The organism is Micromonospora sp. WMMD882 (assembly GCF_027497255.1).
In the GTDB taxonomy this organism is placed as follows: Bacteria; Actinomycetota; Actinomycetes; order Mycobacteriales; family Micromonosporaceae; genus Micromonospora.
Genome location: NZ_CP114903.1, coordinates 3,556,027 through 3,571,860, shown reverse-complemented (window position 1 = coordinate 3,571,860; position 15,834 = coordinate 3,556,027). Strand labels below are relative to the sequence as shown.

Here is a 15,834-nt window from a genome sequence, read left to right as displayed (position 1 = left end):
GCAAATAGCCCTCGGTGTTTCGGGGTGGCGGCCCATGATGGGCGGGTGGGCGCACTCGTGACTCTGGACCTGCCGGACGACTCGCCGCTGTTCGACCTGCCGTGGATCATCACGTTCGGGCCGCTCGACGACGCCGACGAGTGGGAGCCGGTGGTCTGCGGTCCGTACGAGCGGGCCCACGCGCTGGCCCTGGCCGAGTCCGTGGTCGCCGACGAGTCCCTGATGGCCGTGGTCGAGCCGCTGTTGCCGGCCGCCTCGGTGGAGGACGTCCGGGGCGAGATCGCCACCGCCCGGCTGGCCGCCGAGGACGAGGCGGGGCAGACCGAGGCGGCCGACCTGTACGGCGACTTCGAGGACACCATCGACGAGGAGCTGGAGGAGGCGGCCACCCGGGAGCTGCCCGCCGAGCCGCGTACCCCGCCGACCGAGGCGGAGCTGCGGGACGGGTTCCGCCGGATCGCCGCCCGCCTCACCGCCGAACCGCGGTGACCGGCCGCCCGCCCACCCGGGCGGCGGTGACCGGCGGGCCGCCCGCGTTGACCGGGGGCGGAACGGACACCGGCGCCCCGGAGAGTCGACTCTCCGGGGCGCCGGTTCACCCACCCCCCACCACAAGGGGTCGTCTGCCCCAGTCGCCCGTCGGCGCGGAGCACGACGGACGACCAGGTGAGATCAGGTCTACCCGACCCGGGGCCGGTCGAACCACACCGCGGCGTCCTCGGGCAGGAGATACCCGTCACCCTCGGCGGTCAGCGGCGCGCTGGCGACGATCGGCTGGCCGTACCCGGTGACGGTCACCGGCGCGCCGCCGAGGTTGACCACGCAGGTCAGCCCGGCGTCGCCGGCGGACCGGTCGAAGGCCAGCAGGCCGGGGGCGGTTTCCCGCCAGGTGACGTCGCCGGCGCCGGCGGCCAGCGCCGGGTGCTCGTGCCGGATCCGCAGCGCGGCCCGGTACAGCTCCAGCGTCGAGCCGGGCGCGCCGGTCTGCGCGGCGACCGAGAGGGCCGCCCAGGTGGCCGGGGCCGGCAGCCAGCTCAGCTCGCTGCCGGCCGGTCCGAAGCCGTACGGGGCGAGCTGGCCGCTCCACGGGATCGGCACCCGGCAGCCGTCCCGGCTCTCGCCGGTGCGCAGGAACGACGGGTCCTGGCGCAGCTCGTCGGGGAGGTCGAGCACCTCCGGCAGGCCCAGCTCCTCGCCCTGGTAGAGGTACGCGCAGCCGGGCAGGGCGAGCATGAGCAGGCTGGCCGCCCGGGCCCGGCGCAACCCGACCTCGCCGTCGCCGTACCGGGTGACGTGCCGTTGCTTGTCGTGGTTGGAGAGCACCCAGGTGGTCGGCGCGCCGACGATCGTCGACTCGCCCAGCGCGGTGTCGATCACCTTCCGGAACGAGTCGGCCGACCAGGTGGCGTCGAGGAAGTCGAAGCTGAACGCCTGGTGCAGCTCGTCCGGGCCGATGTAGCGGGCCAGCCGCTGCGGGGTCTCGGCCCACGCCTCGGCCACCGCCATCCGGCCGCCGGGGTAGCTGTCCAGGATGGGCCGCCAGGCGCGGTAGATGTCGTGCACCTCGTCCTGGTCGAAGTACGGCAGCCGGCCCTTGCCGAGCAGCTCCACCTGCCGCCGGCCGGTGGTCATGGTGCTGAACCCGACGTCCGGCAGCCCCTCGGCCTTGATCATGCCGTGGGCCACGTCGATCCGGAACCCGTCCACGCCCCGGTCCAGCCAGAACCGGAGGATGTCCTCGAACTCGGCCCGCACCTCGGGATGCCGCCAGTTCAGGTCGGGCTGGGCGGGGTCGAACAGGTGCAGGTACCACTGGCCGTCGGGGACCCGGGTCCAGGCCGGGCCGCCGAAGATGCTCTCCCAGTCGTTCGGCGGCAGCTCGCCGTGCGCGCCCTGCCCGTCGGCGAAGAGGTACCGGGCCCGAACGGGTGAGCCGGGGGCGGCGGCGAGCGCGGCCTGGAACCACGGGTGGGCGCTGGAGGTGTGGTTCGGCACCAGGTCCACGATGATCCGCAGGCCGAGGGCGTGCGCGTCGGCGATCATGTGGTCGAAGTCGGCCAGCGTGCCGAACATCGGGTCGACGTCGCGGTAGTCGGCCACGTCGTAGCCGCCGTCGACCATCGGCGAGGTGTAGAAGGGGGTCAGCCAGAGCGCGTCCACTCCCAGGTCCCGCAGGTACGGCAGCCGCTCCCGGATGCCCGGGAGGTCGCCGATCCCGTCGCCGTCGGAGTCGGCGAAGCTGCGGACGTAGACCTGGTAGACCACCGCGGAGCGCCACCAGTCGAGGTCGACGGCGGTGGCCGGGCGCTCCTCGGTGCGGGGCTGGCCGGTGGGGGAGTGGTGGTCGGTCACGGTGGCGTACCCCGTTCTGTGGCGCGGGACGGCGACATCCGGCAGCCGTACGGACGGTGGACGGCGCGGGTGTGTGCGTGCAGAATGCCGTTCCGGCGCTGCAAGAGTCAAGCAGCTCTTGCGCAAGAAACGGCCCGGCCGTGCCGCCGTACCGCGCTCAGGCGGGTACGACGAGCGCCGGCGGCGCCGGACGTTGCCGGGTGGGGGCGGCCCCGCCCGGCGACCCGGCGGGCCCGGATCCGGCGTCGGCGGGGCGGGCGACCGCGGTGGAGCCGCGCACCACCAGCTCGGGCCGGAAGAGGTACTCCGAGTGCGGGGCGCCGTGCCCGTTGATCTCGTCGACCAGGGCGCGGACGGCGGCCACCGACATCGCGGTCACCGGCTGACGCATGGTGGTCAGCGGCGGGTCGGTGAAGGCCATCAGCGGCGAGTCGTCGTAGCCGACCACGGAGAGGTCGGCCGGGACGGCCAGGCCGCGCTGCCGGGCGGCCCGGACCGCGCCGAGCGCCATCAGGTCGGAGCCGCAGACGATGCCGGTCACGCCGCGTTCGATGAGCCGGCCGGCGGCGGCCTCGCCGCCCTCCACGCCGAACAGCGACAGCTCGGCGAGCGCTTCCAGCTCGGTCTCGTCGACGTCGAGCAGGCGGGTCATGGCGGCCCGGTAGCCGGCCACCCGGCGCTGCACGGGGACGAACCGGTCCGGGCCGGTGATCAGGCCGATCCGGCGGTGCCCGAGGGCCACCAGGTGCGCCACGGCCAGCTCGGTGGCCTCGCCGTCGTCGCAGGAGACGAAGGGCGCGGCGATGCCGGGGGCGAAGCCGTTGATCATCACGATGGGCAGCGGCCGGGCGATCAGCGCCCGGTAGCGGTCGTGGTTGGCGGCGGTGTCGGCGTGCAGGCCGGAGACGAAGACGACACCGGAGACCTGGCGGTCGAGCAGCATCTCGACGTACTCGTCCTCGGTGACCCCGCCGGGGGTCTGGGTGCACAGCACCGGGGTGAACCCGCTCTGCGCCAGGGTCGACTCGATGACCTGGGCGAACGCGGGGAAGATGGGATTGTCCAGCTCGGGCACGACCAGGCCGACCAGCCCGGCGCTGCGTTTGCGCAGGCGGGCGGGGCGCTCGTAGCCGAGCACGTCGAGAGCGGTCAGCACGGCCTGCCGGGTCTCGGGGGCCACGCCGGGGCGGTCGTTGAGCACCCGCGACACCGTGGCCTCGCTGACGTCGGCCTGCTGGGCGATGTCGGACAGTCGAGCGCGCATGGGCCGAACTTTAGCTCAACCGCAACTTCTTGCGTACACGTCTGCAAGCCCTTCCATTATCTGCAACCTCTTGCTAACGTCCCGGCAACACGCGAGAGCAGCGGCGCAGCACGCGGCGCCGGTACACATCCCGAACTTTACCGAGGTTTCCACTGGCGGGCCGCCGTCGCACGGCAGGCCCGCGTTGACGACAGGAGTACCGATGCGCATCCGTACCGCGGGTGTGGTCGCCGCCGTCGCCCTGGCGCTCGCCGCGTCCGGCTGCGGTGGCGGCGACAGCAACGACGAGCCGGCCACCCAGGAGTCCGCCAAGGCCGCCGGCGGCGAGCTGGTGATCTGGGCCGACGACAAGCGGACCGCCGCCCTCGCGCCGTTCGCCGAGAAGTTCGGCCAGGCCAACGGCGTCACCGTCAAGGTCGAAGCCATCTCCAAGGACCTGCAGACCAACTTCGTCACCGCCGCCCAGCAGGGCAACGGGCCGGACGTCGTGGTCGGCGCGCACGACTGGATCGGCAACCTGGTGCAGAACGGCGCGATCGAGCCGGTGCAGCTCGCCGCCGACCAGAAGAGCGCCTTCAGCGAGATCTCCATCAAGGCGGTCACCTTCAACGGCCAGGTCTACGGCGTGCCGTACGCGCAGGAGAACCTCGCGCTGATCCGCAACACCGAGCTGGCCCCCGAGGCGCCGAAGACGATCGAGGAGCTGGTCGCCGCCGGGCAGAAGCTCAAGGCGGAGAAGAAGGTCACCGAGACCCTCTGCCTCCAGGTCGGCCAGAACGGCGACGCGTACCACATCTACCCGCTCTACACCTCGGCCGGCGGCTACCTCTTCGGCACCACCGCCAACGGCGACTACGACCCGACCGACCTCGGCGTCGGCAAGCCGGAGTCGATCGAGGCGTTCAAGAAGATCGGCGCGCTCGGCGAGAAGGGCGCGGGCGTGCTCAAGCGCTCCATCGCCGACACCAACTCCATCGCCACCTTCACCAGCAAGAAGTGCGCCTTCCTGGCGTCCGGCCCGTGGGCGGTCACCGACGTGAAGAAGGCCAACCTCAAGTACGACATCTCCGCGTTCCCCGGCTTCGCCGGCGGCAAGGAGGCTCAGCCGTTCGTCGGCGTGCAGGCGTTCTACGTCGCCGCGAAGGGCAAGAACAAGGCCGTGGCGCAGGAGTTCGTGGCCAACTACACCAGCACCCCCGAGCTGGCCGTGGCGCTCTACAACGCCGAGCCGCGTCCCCCGGCGCTGACCGCCGCCCTCGACCAGGTCAAGGGCAACGACCCCGACCTGGTGAAGTTCCAGGAGGCGGGTAAGAACGGCCAGGTCCTCCCGGCGATCCCGGCGATGGCCGCGATCTGGGACCCGTTCGGCAAGGCCGAGGCGGCCGTCATCGGCGGCGCGGACCCGACGACCACCGTCACCGCCGCCGGCAAGACGATCGCCGGCTCGATCAAGTAATGACCACGTCGCTGTCCGGCTCGGGGCCTGCCAACCAGGCCCCGGGCCGGGAGCCCACCGGCTCCCGGCCCGCGCGGAAGCGCCGTACCGCGCGCAACGACACGCCGGTCACCCTGACCGGCCTGGCCGTCAAGGTGATCCTGCTCGGCCTGACCGCCGGCATCGCGGTCTGGGCGGCCTTCCCGCTCGTCGACGGCGAGAAGTGGGCCGGGCTGGCGCTGCTGGCGGCCACCACCGCCGGCCTGTTCTACCTCTACCTGACCCCCCGGCACGTCCCGGCGAAGTACCTCGTCCCCGGCACGCTCTTCCTCATCGCGTTCCAGGTGTTCCCGGTGCTGTACACGGCCAGCACGGCGTTCACCAACTTCGGTGACGGTCACCGGGGCAGCAAGGACGACGCGATCGTCGCGATCCAGACCGCCTCGGTGCAGCAGGTGCCCGGCTCGGCCGAGTACGCGCTCTCCGTCGCCACCGAGGGCGACCCGGCCACCGCGCCGCTGGTCTTCCTGGTCACCGATCCGGCCACCGGTCAGGTGTCCGTCGGAGACACCGACGGGCTGACCGCGCTCGACGCCGCCGACGTCACCCTCGGCGCCGGCGGCAAGGTCACCGCCGCCGAGGGCTACACCGTCCTCAGCTTCGGCCAGGCCAGCGCCCGCAGCCAGGAGATCACCGACCTGGTGGTGCCCACCGACGCCGGCGCGCTGCGCTCCTCCGGCCTGTCCCGCGCCTACGAGGGTCGGGCCGTCCGGGCGTACGACCAGGGGTGCGACTGCATCCGCGACAACGAGACCGGCAGGACCTGGACGGCGGACGCGGACGCCGGCGCGTTCGTCGCCGCCGACGGCGAACGGCTGGCCCAGGGCTGGAAGGTCAACGTCGGCCTGTCGAACTTCACCCGGGTGATCACCGACGGGAACGTCTCCGGGCCGTTCTTCGGCACGCTGATCTGGAACTTCGCCTTCGCGATCGGCTCCACCGGCGGCACGTTCGTCCTCGGCATGGCCATCGCGTTGGCCCTGCACTCGCCCCGGATGCGCTACACGAACGTCTACCGGGTGCTGCTGATCCTGCCGTACGCCATGCCGTCGTTCGCGATGCTGCTGGTCTGGCGGGACATGTTCAACACCGACTTCGGGCTGATCAACAACCTGTTCGGGCTCGGGGTGAACTGGCTGGGTGGCGAGTGGACCGCCCGGTTCGCGGTGATCCTGGTGCAGCTCTGGCTCGGGTACCCGTACATGTTCCTGGTCACCACCGGGGCGTTGCAGGCCATCCCCAGCGAGCTCACCGAGGCCACCTCGGTCGACGGGGCCTCGCCCTGGCAGTCGTTCAGGGCGGTCACCCTGCCGCTGCTGCTGGTGGCGCTCTCCCCGCTGCTGATCGCGTCGTTCGCGTACAACTTCAACAACTTCAACGCGATCTACCTGACCACCGAGGGCTCGCCCTTCCCGGCGGACAACCCGACCAACGGGGCGACCGACCTGCTCATCACGTACACGTACCGGTTGGCGTTCGGCGGGCAGGGCGCCGAGTTCGGCTTCGCCGCGGCGATCTCGCTGTTCATCTTCACCATCGTCGCGGTGGTGTCGGCGGTCAGCTTCCGGCGTACCCGTAAGCAGGAGGAGGTGTACTCGTGACCACAGCGGCAGAGCCGACCGCCTCTCGCGCGACCACGGCCCGGACCCCGGCCGACCGCAACGGCGGACGCGGTCGCTGGTTCGCCCGGGTCGGCTGGCGGCACCTGGTCGGCGTGCTCGGGGTGGTGTTCAGCCTCTTCCCGATCGTGTTCGTGTTCTCCGCGGCGCTCAACCCGCTGGGCACCCTGTCCTCCACGGAGCTGGTGCCGACCGACGGGGTGTCGTTCGGCAACTTCGGCGAGCTGTTCGAGCGGACCGCGTTCGAACGGTGGTTCCTGAACTCGCTGCTGATCGCCGGGCTGGCCTCCTTCATCTCGGTGTTCCTGTCGTCGCTGGCCGCGTACGCCTTCTCCCGGATGCGGTTCCGGGGCCGGCGGGTCGGCCTGCTGTCGCTGCTGCTGATCCAGATGTTCCCGCAGTTCCTGGCGATCGTGGCGATCTTCCTGATCTTCGGCACGATCACCGACCTGTGGCCGGAGATCGGCTTCAACACCCCGTGGGGGCTGATGCTGCTCTACCTCGGCGGGGCGCTCGGCGTGAACACCTGGCTGATGAAGGGCTTCTTCGACACGCTCCCCCGGGAGCTGGACGAGTCGGCCACCATGGACGGCGCGACGCACGCCCAGGTCTTCTTCCGGATCATGCTGCCGCTGGTGGCGCCGATCCTGGCGGTGACCGGCCTGCTCGCCTTCATCAGCACGATCAACGAGTTCCTGATGGCCAACGTGTTCCTCACCGACAGCGAGTCGAAGACCCTCGCGGTCGGCATGTACGGCATGTTGCAGGGCAACGAGCGGAACAACAACTTCGGCATCTTCGCGGCGGCCACCCTGCTCACCGCGATCCCGACCGTGCTGGTGTTCCAGGCGTTGCAGCGGTACATCGTCTCCGGCCTCACCGCCGGAGCGGTGAAAGGCTAGAACGGTTGGTTCTCGGCAAGGGCGTCGGCGTTCGTCGGCGTACACCGGAGCAGTCGCGGGCTGCCCGTCAGGGTCGACCGACCCGGCGGGCAGCCCGCCTTCTTTCCCCTGTTGTTCCTGACGGAAGAGGGCTCCAGCATGCAACCGCACCACGACGGATCCGCCCGGTACGTCCCCGAACAGGCCCCGGAGCTCGGCGACACGGTCCCGGTCCTGGTCCGGGTACCGGCCGGCAGCGACGTGCGCCGGGTGCACGTACGCACCACGCCGGACGGCGAGCCGCGCTTCGCCGAGGCGGTGGTCGACCGGCGGGACGGTGACGACGTCTGGTGGCGGGCCGACGTCGAGGTCCGCAACCCGGTCAGCAACTACCGGTTCCTGCTCACCGGCCGGCACGGCACGCGCTGGCTCAACGCCGCCGGGCCGGTCGACCACGACGTGCCGGACGTCGGCGACTTCAAGCTCGTCACGTACGCCCCGCCGCCGGCCTGGGCCCGGGACGCGGTGATCTACCAGATCTTCCCGGACCGCTTCGCCCGGTCCGCCGCGGCGGACGCCCGGCCCACCCCGGACTGGGCCGTCCCGTGCGACTGGGACACCCCGGTGCGCGGGTACGGCCCGGACACCCCCCGCCAGCTCTACGGCGGCGACCTCGACGGGATCACCGGACGGCTCGACCACCTGGACCGGCTCGGCGTGAACACCGTCTACCTGACGCCGGTCTTCCCGGCCCGGTCCAACCACCGGTACGACGCGGCCAGCTTCGACCGGGTGGACCCGCTGCTCGGCGGGGACGCCGCCCTCGTCCGGCTCGCCGACGCGGCGCACGCCCGGGGCTGGCGGCTGATCGGCGACATCACCAGCAACCACACCGGCGACGCCCACGAGTGGTTCACCCGGGCGGTCGCCGACCCGCACGCCCCCGAACGCGGGCTGTACTACTTCGACAGGCCCGGCGGCGACTACGAGTCGTGGAACGGGGTCCGGTCGCTGCCCAAGCTCAACTGGGCCGACCCCGAGCTGCGCCGCCGCTTCGCCACCGACCCGGACTCCCTGCTGCGCCGCTGGCTGCGTCCGCCGTACGGGCTGGACGGCTGGCGGGTGGACGTGGCGAACATGACCGGCCGGCGGGGCGCGGACGCGTACACCCACGAGGTCGCGGCGCTGCTGCGGGCGGTGGCCGTCGACACCCGCGCGGACGCCCTGGTGATGGCCGAACACGGCCACGACCACACCGGCGACCTGGACCGGGACGGCTGGCACGGCACCATGAACTACGTCGGCTTCACCGACCCGGTGTGGAGCTGGCTGCGGGCCGGCGACCAACCGGTGCCGAACTTCCTCGGCGTGCCCGGCGGGGTGACCCGACGGGACGGGCGGGCGGTGCTGGCCACCATGAACGCCTACCGGTCGTTGGTGTCGTGGCGGTCGTACACCCACTCGTGGCAGCTCCTCGGCTCGCACGACTCGGCCCGGATCCGCACCGTGGTCGGCGACGCCGCCCGGCAGGAGGTCGCCGCCGGGCTGCTCGCCACCATGCCGGGCACCCCGATGGTCTTCGCCGGGGACGAGTGGGGGTTGACCGGCGACAACGGCGAGGGTTCCCGTACGCCGATGCCGTGGGACCGGCCGGCGGCGCGGGACGAGCGGACGTTCGAGACGTACCGGGCGTTGCTGGCGCTGCGCCGGGCCGAGCCGGCCCTGCGCCACGGCGGCCTGCGCTGGCTGCACGTGGACGCGGACACCCTGGTCTTCGTCCGGGAGGCGGTGGACGGGGCGGTGCTGGTGCTGGCCCGGCGGGCGCCCGGCAGCCTGGTCCGGCTGACCGGCCTGCCGCCGGCCGACAACCGGTACGGCGGCGCGCCCGACCTGCGGCCGGACGCCGACGGCACGGTCACCCTCCCCGCCGACGGCCCCACCTTCCAGGCCTGGCGGATGTGAGAAAGGCCCTTCCGTCGCCCCACACGGGGTGGCTACTACGAAACGTCGTTGATGAGGGAGGATGTACGACGTGGAAGCACTCAGGCTGATCCTTCTCTATGTCCATCTGATCGGGTTCGCGCTGTTGCTCGGTGGCGCGATCGCCCAGTACCTCAGCGGCCGGTTCCGGATCAACGCGGCCGTCCTTTGGGGCGCGGTGATCCAGTTGATCTCCGGGATCGGGCTCTCCGCGCCGCTGCGGGACGGCGACGAGCCGGCCCCGGCGAAGCTTGTTACCAAGTTGGTGCTCGCGCTGCTCATCTTCGTCATGGTCTTCTTCTCCCGGAAGCGGGAATCCGTCAACCGGGGGCACTTCCTGGCGATCATCGGGTTGACCCTGGTCAACGCGGCGGTGGCGGTCTTCTGGCGGTGAGATCGGCGGCCACCGGGGGTGGGGCCGGCGGCCACCGGGGCGCCGGCGGGGCGCGCGTGGCGTGATCTGCCGCACCCCAACGGTTACGTAGCGGTAACAGCAGCCCAACAGTCGTGCACGATTGTCGGCCGACGGGACGGCGTGCGGCTACGCTTCGCGTCCGTAACGTGGGACGCCGGCGGCAAGGCGCAGGCCGGTTTGATGACTGCCACCGCTGGTCACAGCGGTGGCGATGGGGAGGGAGTCGTCTTGCGCTCTGTGCGTGGGATGCGGGTCGTCTCGGCCCTCGCGGTCGGTGGGCTGGTGCTCGGCGCCGCCGCGTGCGGTGAGGCGCCGGAGGAGGACACCGGCGCTGGCAGCGGTGGCGAGAAGTTCAGCGCCTGCATGGTGACCGACGTCGGCGGCATCGACGACAAGTCGTTCAACACCTCCGCCTGGAAGGGCCTGGAGGCCGCCAAGGCGGAGAACAGCAACATCGAGACCAAGTACGTGGCGTCCAAGGCCGAGGCCGACTACGAGCCGAACCTGACCCAGTACGTCAACCAGAAGTGCGACTTCATCCTGGCGGTCGGTGGCCTGATGGGCACCGCCACCTCGAAGATCGCCGCGGCGAACCCGGAGCAGCAGTTCGGCATCGTGGACGCGAAGGTCCCGGAGGCCAACGTCTACCCGATGCAGTTCGACACCGCCCAGGCCGGCTTCCTCGCCGGTTACCTGGCGGCCGGGATGAGCAAGAGCAAGAAGGTCGGCACCTACGGCGGCATGAAGATCCCGCCGGTGACGATCTTCATGGACGGCTTCGTCGACGGCGTGGCCCACTACAACAAGACCAAGAACGCCTCGGTCACGGCGCTCGGCTGGGACAAGGCCACCCAGAACGGCTCGTTCACCAACGACTTCGTCAAGCAGGACGAGGGCAAGAAGGTCGGCGACGCGCTCGTCGCCCAGGGCGCCGACATCGTGATGCCGGTCGCCGGCGGCGCGGGCCTCGGCACCACCGCCGCCGCCCAGGCCAGCGGCGGCAAGTTCAACACCATCTGGGTGGACGTCGACGGCTGCGAGAGCACCCCGAACTGCCCGGCCATCATCAGCACCGTGGTGAAGAACATCCCGGACGCCGTCAAGGAGGCCGTGCTCAAGGCCGCCAACGGGGAGAAGCTGGAGCCGAACCCGGGCTACCTGGGCAACCTCTCGAACAACGGCGTCTCGCTCGCCCCGTTCCACGAGTTCGACAGCAAGGTCCCGGCCGAGCTGAAGGCGGAGCTGGACAAGCTCAAGACCGACATCTCCGGCGGCGCCATCACGGTCACCTCGGCCGCCCAGCCGAAGTGACCCGCCACCGGTCGCCGGCTCGCCGGTGACCGGTGGGTCGCGTACCACCTCCGGCCGCTCCGGTCGGCGCGGGCACCGGGCCCGTGCCGCCGGAGCGGCCGACCTGCGCGGACGTGTCATCCCCGCGCGGTCCGCACCAGAGTTGTCCCCCGCGCGACTGGCCACCCACGGACACCCCGGCCGGCCAGGCTGCCCCATCGCTCGCACCCGGAGGTTGCGCTGAGACTCGAACTGCGCGGCATCACCAAGCGGTTCGGTGACCTGGTCGCCAACGACCACATCGACCTGACGGTGGAGCCTGGAGAGATTCACGCCCTGCTCGGCGAGAACGGCGCGGGCAAGTCGACCCTGATGAACGTCCTGTACGGGCTCTACCACCCGGACTCCGGCGAGATCCTGGTCGACGGGAAGCCGCTGCGGCTGCGAGGGCCGTCGGACGCCATCGCCGCCGGCATCGGCATGGTGCACCAGCACTTCATGCTCGTGCCGGTCTTCACGGTGGCCGAGAACGTCATGCTCGGCGCGGAGAAGGTCCGCGGCGGCCTCGCCGGGTTCCTCGACCGGCGGCGGGCCGCCCGGGAGGTCGCCGAGGTCTCCGCCCGCTACAACCTGCGGGTCGACCCGGACGCCGTGGTGGAGGACCTGCCGGTCGGCATCCAGCAGCGGGTGGAGATCGTCAAGGCGCTCACCCGCGAGGTGGACCTGCTCATCCTGGACGAGCCGACCGCGGTGCTCACCCCGCAGGAGACCGAGGAGCTGCTCACCGTCATGCGGTCGCTGAAGGCGGCCGGCAAGTCGATCGTGTTCATCACCCACAAGCTGGGCGAGGTGAAGGCCATCGCCGACCGGATCACCGTGATCCGGCGCGGGAGGACCGTCGGCACCGCCTCCCCGACGGCCAGCCGGGACGAGCTGGCCGCGCTGATGGTCGGCCGCAGCGTGCACCTGACCGTACGGAAGGAGCCGGCGAAGCCGGGCCCGGCCGTGCTGGAGGTGGCCGGCGTGGTCGTCGACGACGACCGGGACGTCCGCGCGGTCGACGGCGTCGACCTGACCGTACGGGCGGGCGAGGTGCTCGGCGTCGCGGGCGTGCAGGGCAACGGGCAGACCGAGCTGGTCGAGGCGATCATGGGGCTGCGGCCGGTGCTCGCCGGCAGCGTCTCGCTCAACGGCGAACAGATCGACGGCTGGTCGACCAAGAAGGTGCTCCGCGCCGGGGTCGGCTACGTTCCCGAGGACCGCAGCGTCGACGGCGTGGTCAAGGAGTTCTCCGTGGCGGAGAACCTGGTCCTGGACCTCTACGACCGGCCACCGTTCGCCGCCGGCCTGGCCCTGAAGCCGGACGCCATCACCCGGTCGGCAGAGGAGCGGATCGCCCAGTTCGACGTCCGGACCTCGTCGCCGGACGCGCCGGTGGGCACCCTCTCCGGCGGCAACCAGCAGAAGGTGATCGTGGCCCGGGAGCTCTCCCGGCCGCTGAAGCTCTTCATCGCCTCCCAGCCGACCCGGGGCGTGGACGTCGGCTCGATCGAGTTCATCCACCGCCAGATCATCCAGGAGCGGGACAACGGCACCGCCGTCCTGGTGGTCTCCAGCGAGTTGGACGAGGTCATCGGCCTGGCCGACCGGATCGCGGTGATGTACCGGGGGCGGATCATCGGCGTCGTCGCCCCGGACACCCCACGCGAGGAGATCGGTCTGCTGATGGCCGGCATCAACCCGGACCACGCCGACGACACCGCCGCGCCCGACGCCGCGGGCACGGGCGCCGCCGCGCACAGCGCCCCGGGTACGGGCGCCGCCGCGCCCGACGCCCCGGGCACCGACGCGAACGAGGACCAGCCATGAGCGACCCCACCACCGGCGCCGGGTCGTCGGGCCAGACGCCGACGACCCGGGAACCGACCCGGCAGACCACGGACGGCGGCGACGGCCGCCCCTCCCTCGGCCAGCTCTTCCTGGCCAACCTGTGGGCGGCCAACACGTTCACCGTGACGGTGCTCGCGCTGGTGCTGGCGATGCTCGTCGGCGCGGTCCTGATCATCGTCTCCGACCCGGACGTGCTGGCCACCTACAGCTACATCACCGCCCGCCCGTCGGACGCGGTCAACGCGAGCTGGGCGGCGGTCAGCGAGGGCTACGCGGAGCTGTTCAAGGGGTCGATCTTCGACCCGCAGGCGTTCCGGGGCTGGCTCGACGGCAGCAGCGGTTGGGAGGCGGTGTTCGCGCCGATCTCCGAGACGCTGACCTACGCCGCGCCGCTGGTCTTCACCGGCCTGTCGGTGGCGCTCGCCTTCCGGGGCGGTCTGTTCAACATCGGCGCCCAGGGGCAGGCCACCATCGGCGTCATCCTCGCCGCGCTGGCCGGTTTCCTGCTGCCGTTGCCGCCGGTGCTGCACCTGGTCGTCGCGGTGCTCGCCGGCGCGGTGGGCGGGGCGCTCTGGGGCTTCGTCCCGGGCATCCTGAAGGCCCGGGTCGGCGCGCACGAGGTGATCAACACGATCATGCTCAACTACGTCGGCCTCTACTTCCTCTCCTGGATCATCGTGCAGAACGGCATCCAGGACCCGGGACGGACCGACGCGATCAGCCGGACGGTGGACGGCTCCGCCCAACTGCCCCGCCTGCTCGGCGACAGCCTCCGGGTGCACGTCGGCATCCTGCTCGCCGTCCTGGCCACCTGGTTCGTCGCCTGGCTGCTCAACCGGTCCACGTTCGGCTTCGAGCTGCGCGCGGTCGGGGCCAACCCGGACGCCGCCCGCACCGCCGGCATCAGCGTGGCCAAGGCGTACACGCTGTTGATGGTGCTGGCCGGCGCGCTGGCCGGGCTCGGCGGCGCGCAGATGGTGCTCGGCACCACCGCCGCCGCGCTGACCCCGCTGGTGGTGGCCCAGATCGGGTTCGACGGCATCCTGGTGGCGCTGCTCGGTCGGGTGAAGCCGTGGGGGGTGCTGCTGGCCGCGCTGCTGTTCGGCGCGCTCCAGGCCGGCGGCAACCGGATGCAGTCGTACGCGGGGATCTCGCTGGAGCTGGTGACCGTGCTCCAGGCGCTGATCGTCATCTTCATCGCCGCTCCCGCCCTGGTGAAGGCGATCTTCCGGCTCCGGGCGGCGCGGGCCGCCCGGTTGCAGACGAGCCTCGCGAAGGGGTGGTGACCGCATGTCCACGATGGCAGTCGACGACGTCGCCGTAGCCCCCGTCCGGGTGGGTTTCTGGACCCGGGACCGTAAGGCCGGGGTGGTCCTGCTCGCGCTCGGCCTGCTGGCGGCGGCCCTGTTCGGGACGCTCGCCACCGACCAGCGGGCGCGGTTCACCCTCAGCGACGACGCCGAGGGCGCGGCGCTGTCGGTGCACGGCACGCTCGGCGCGATCCTGTTCGGCGTGCTGGCGGTGGCCGCCGGCGCGGCTCTGCTCGCCGGGGTGGTGCCGAAGCGCTGGTTCACCGCCGTCCTCGCGGCGGGCGTGGTCGGCTTCGTCGCGTCGTTCCTCTGCTGGCAGGTCTCCGACGCGCCGCCCGGGCAGAACTTCATGCCGATGGTCAACATCGTCCGGGGCACCTTCGTCCTGGCCCTGCCGTTGATCTTCGGCGCGTTGGCCGGGGTGCTCTGCGAACGCTCCGGCGTGGTGAACGTGGCGATCGAGGGCCAACTGCTGATGGGCGCCTTCGCCGGCGCGCTGTTCGGCACGATGACCGGCAACGTCTGGGTCGGCCTGGTGGCCGCCGCGCTGGGCGGCGCGTTCATCTCGCTGCTGCTGGCGGTCTTCGCCATCCGCTACCTGGTCGACCAGGTGGTCATCGGGATCGTGCTGAACCTGCTCGCGCTCGGCCTGACCGGCTTCCTCTACGAGCGGCTGATGCAGACCGACACGCAGAGCTACAACCAGCCGCCGCGCTTCGAGACCTGGGCCATCCCGGTGCTGGAGGACATCCCGGTGCTCGGGCCGGCGCTGTTCCGGGGCAACATCTTCCTGTACCTCGGGCTGATCCTGGTGCTGGTGATCCACCTGGCGCTGTTCCGGACCCGGTGGGGGCTGCGGACCCGCGCGGTGGGCGAACACCCCACCGCCGCCGACACCCTCGGCGTGAAGGTGCTGGCGGTGCGGTACCGCAACGTCATCCTGGCCGGGCTGATCGCCGGCATCGGCGGCGCGTCGTACACGCTGGCGCTCTACACCTTCACCAAGAACATGATCGGCGGTAAGGGCTTCATCGCCCTGGCCGCGCTGATCTTCGGACGGTGGAGCCCGACCGGGGCGCTGCTCGCCGCGCTGTTCTTCGGCTTCGCCGACCAGCTCGGCACCTACCTCGGGGCGATCAACAGCATCATCCCCAGCCAGTTCCTGGCGATGCTGCCGTACCTGGCGACCATCCTGGCGGTGGCCGGGCTGGTCGGCAAGGTGCGCGCCCCGGCCGCCGACGGCAAGCCGTACGTCAAGGGCTGAGCATCTGTCAGGAAGGGACCCCTGCTGTGCGCCAGGCGTAGCAGGGGTCCCTCCCTCGTGTGCGGGCCGGTGGG

12 protein-coding genes are annotated in these 15,834 nt (G+C 71.7%); 10 read left to right on the top strand and 2 right to left on the bottom strand.

The genetic code is table 11. From position 1 onward, the window contains the following. Positions 1–45: 45 nt before the first annotated feature. On the top strand, positions 46–489 hold the full coding sequence (locus O7606_RS14790) for a hypothetical protein (RefSeq protein ID WP_281594609.1): 444 nt from the start codon (positions 46–48) through the stop codon (positions 487–489). A gap of 189 nt (positions 490–678) precedes the next feature. Here O7606_RS14790 and O7606_RS14785 read toward each other — a convergent pair whose 3' ends face one another. Beyond that, complete coding sequence (locus tag O7606_RS14785) at positions 679–2,265, bottom strand: glycoside hydrolase family 13 protein (protein WP_281599675.1); 1,587 nt, start codon at positions 2,263–2,265, stop codon at positions 679–681. Positions 2,266–2,509: 244 nt separating this feature from the next. After that, on the bottom strand, positions 2,510–3,616 hold the full coding sequence (locus O7606_RS14780; protein WP_281594608.1) for a LacI family DNA-binding transcriptional regulator: 1,107 nt from the start codon (positions 3,614–3,616) through the stop codon (positions 2,510–2,512). Positions 3,617–3,818: 202 nt separating this feature from the next. Between O7606_RS14780 and O7606_RS14775 the strand changes: the two genes are divergently transcribed. The 9 genes from O7606_RS14775 (at position 3,819) to O7606_RS14735 (ending at position 15,760) form a co-directional block, all read left to right on the top strand. Then, positions 3,819–5,072, top strand: coding sequence for a maltose ABC transporter substrate-binding protein (locus O7606_RS14775; RefSeq protein WP_281594607.1), 1,254 nt, complete (start codon positions 3,819–3,821; stop codon positions 5,070–5,072). Beyond that, positions 5,072–6,712: an ABC transporter permease subunit gene (locus O7606_RS14770; RefSeq protein ID WP_281594606.1), complete on the top strand. Its 1,641-nt coding sequence runs from the start codon at positions 5,072–5,074 to the stop codon at positions 6,710–6,712. The genes O7606_RS14775 and O7606_RS14770 overlap by 1 nt, the downstream gene beginning before the upstream one ends. Further along, entirely contained in the window at positions 6,709–7,632 is a 924-nt protein-coding gene (locus O7606_RS14765; RefSeq protein ID WP_281594605.1) for a sugar ABC transporter permease, read from the top strand. The genes O7606_RS14770 and O7606_RS14765 overlap by 4 nt, the downstream gene beginning before the upstream one ends. A 138-nt stretch (positions 7,633–7,770) precedes the next feature. Continuing rightward, a complete protein-coding gene (locus tag O7606_RS14760) occupies positions 7,771–9,573 on the top strand; it encodes a glycoside hydrolase family 13 protein (RefSeq protein ID WP_281594604.1) in 1,803 nt (600 codons plus the stop codon). 70 nt (positions 9,574–9,643) lie between these two features. Beyond that, the gene (locus O7606_RS14755) at positions 9,644–9,985 is read left to right on the top strand and encodes a hypothetical protein (protein WP_281594603.1); all 342 of its coding nucleotides are present in this window, start codon (positions 9,644–9,646) and stop codon (positions 9,983–9,985) included. A gap of 267 nt (positions 9,986–10,252) precedes the next feature. Further along, positions 10,253–11,317 carry a BMP family ABC transporter substrate-binding protein gene (locus O7606_RS14750; RefSeq protein WP_281599673.1) on the top strand — a complete coding sequence of 355 codons (1,065 nt, stop codon included), beginning with the start codon at positions 10,253–10,255 and terminating at the stop codon, positions 11,315–11,317. 189 nt (positions 11,318–11,506) lie between these two features. Beyond that, a complete protein-coding gene (locus O7606_RS14745; RefSeq protein ID WP_281599671.1) occupies positions 11,507–13,165 on the top strand; it encodes an ABC transporter ATP-binding protein in 1,659 nt (552 codons plus the stop codon). After that, complete coding sequence (locus O7606_RS14740) at positions 13,162–14,472, top strand: ABC transporter permease (RefSeq protein ID WP_281594602.1); 1,311 nt, start codon at positions 13,162–13,164, stop codon at positions 14,470–14,472. Before O7606_RS14745 ends, O7606_RS14740 begins: the two co-directional genes overlap by 4 nt. Before the next feature lie 4 nt (positions 14,473–14,476). Continuing rightward, on the top strand, positions 14,477–15,760 hold the full coding sequence (locus O7606_RS14735) for an ABC transporter permease (protein WP_281594601.1): 1,284 nt from the start codon (positions 14,477–14,479) through the stop codon (positions 15,758–15,760). The last annotated feature ends 74 nt before the right edge of the window (positions 15,761–15,834 follow it).

What these genes read in the sequence shown, in the direction of transcription:
- O7606_RS14780 (WP_281594608.1), bottom strand. Translation starts at nt 3,616, where the DNA reads ATGCGCGCTCGACTGTCCGACATCGCCCAGCAGGCCGACGTCAGCGAG.
- O7606_RS14775 (WP_281594607.1), top strand. Translation starts at nt 3,819, where the DNA reads ATGCGCATCCGTACCGCGGGTGTGGTCGCCGCCGTCGCCCTGGCGCTC.
- O7606_RS14770 (WP_281594606.1), top strand. Translation starts at nt 5,072, where the DNA reads ATGACCACGTCGCTGTCCGGCTCGGGGCCTGCCAACCAGGCCCCGGGC.
- O7606_RS14760 (WP_281594604.1), top strand. Translation starts at nt 7,771, where the DNA reads ATGCAACCGCACCACGACGGATCCGCCCGGTACGTCCCCGAACAGGCC.
- O7606_RS14750 (WP_281599673.1), top strand. Translation starts at nt 10,253, where the DNA reads ATGCGGGTCGTCTCGGCCCTCGCGGTCGGTGGGCTGGTGCTCGGCGCC.
- O7606_RS14740 (WP_281594602.1), top strand. Translation starts at nt 13,162, where the DNA reads ATGAGCGACCCCACCACCGGCGCCGGGTCGTCGGGCCAGACGCCGACG.
- O7606_RS14735 (WP_281594601.1), top strand. Translation starts at nt 14,477, where the DNA reads ATGTCCACGATGGCAGTCGACGACGTCGCCGTAGCCCCCGTCCGGGTG.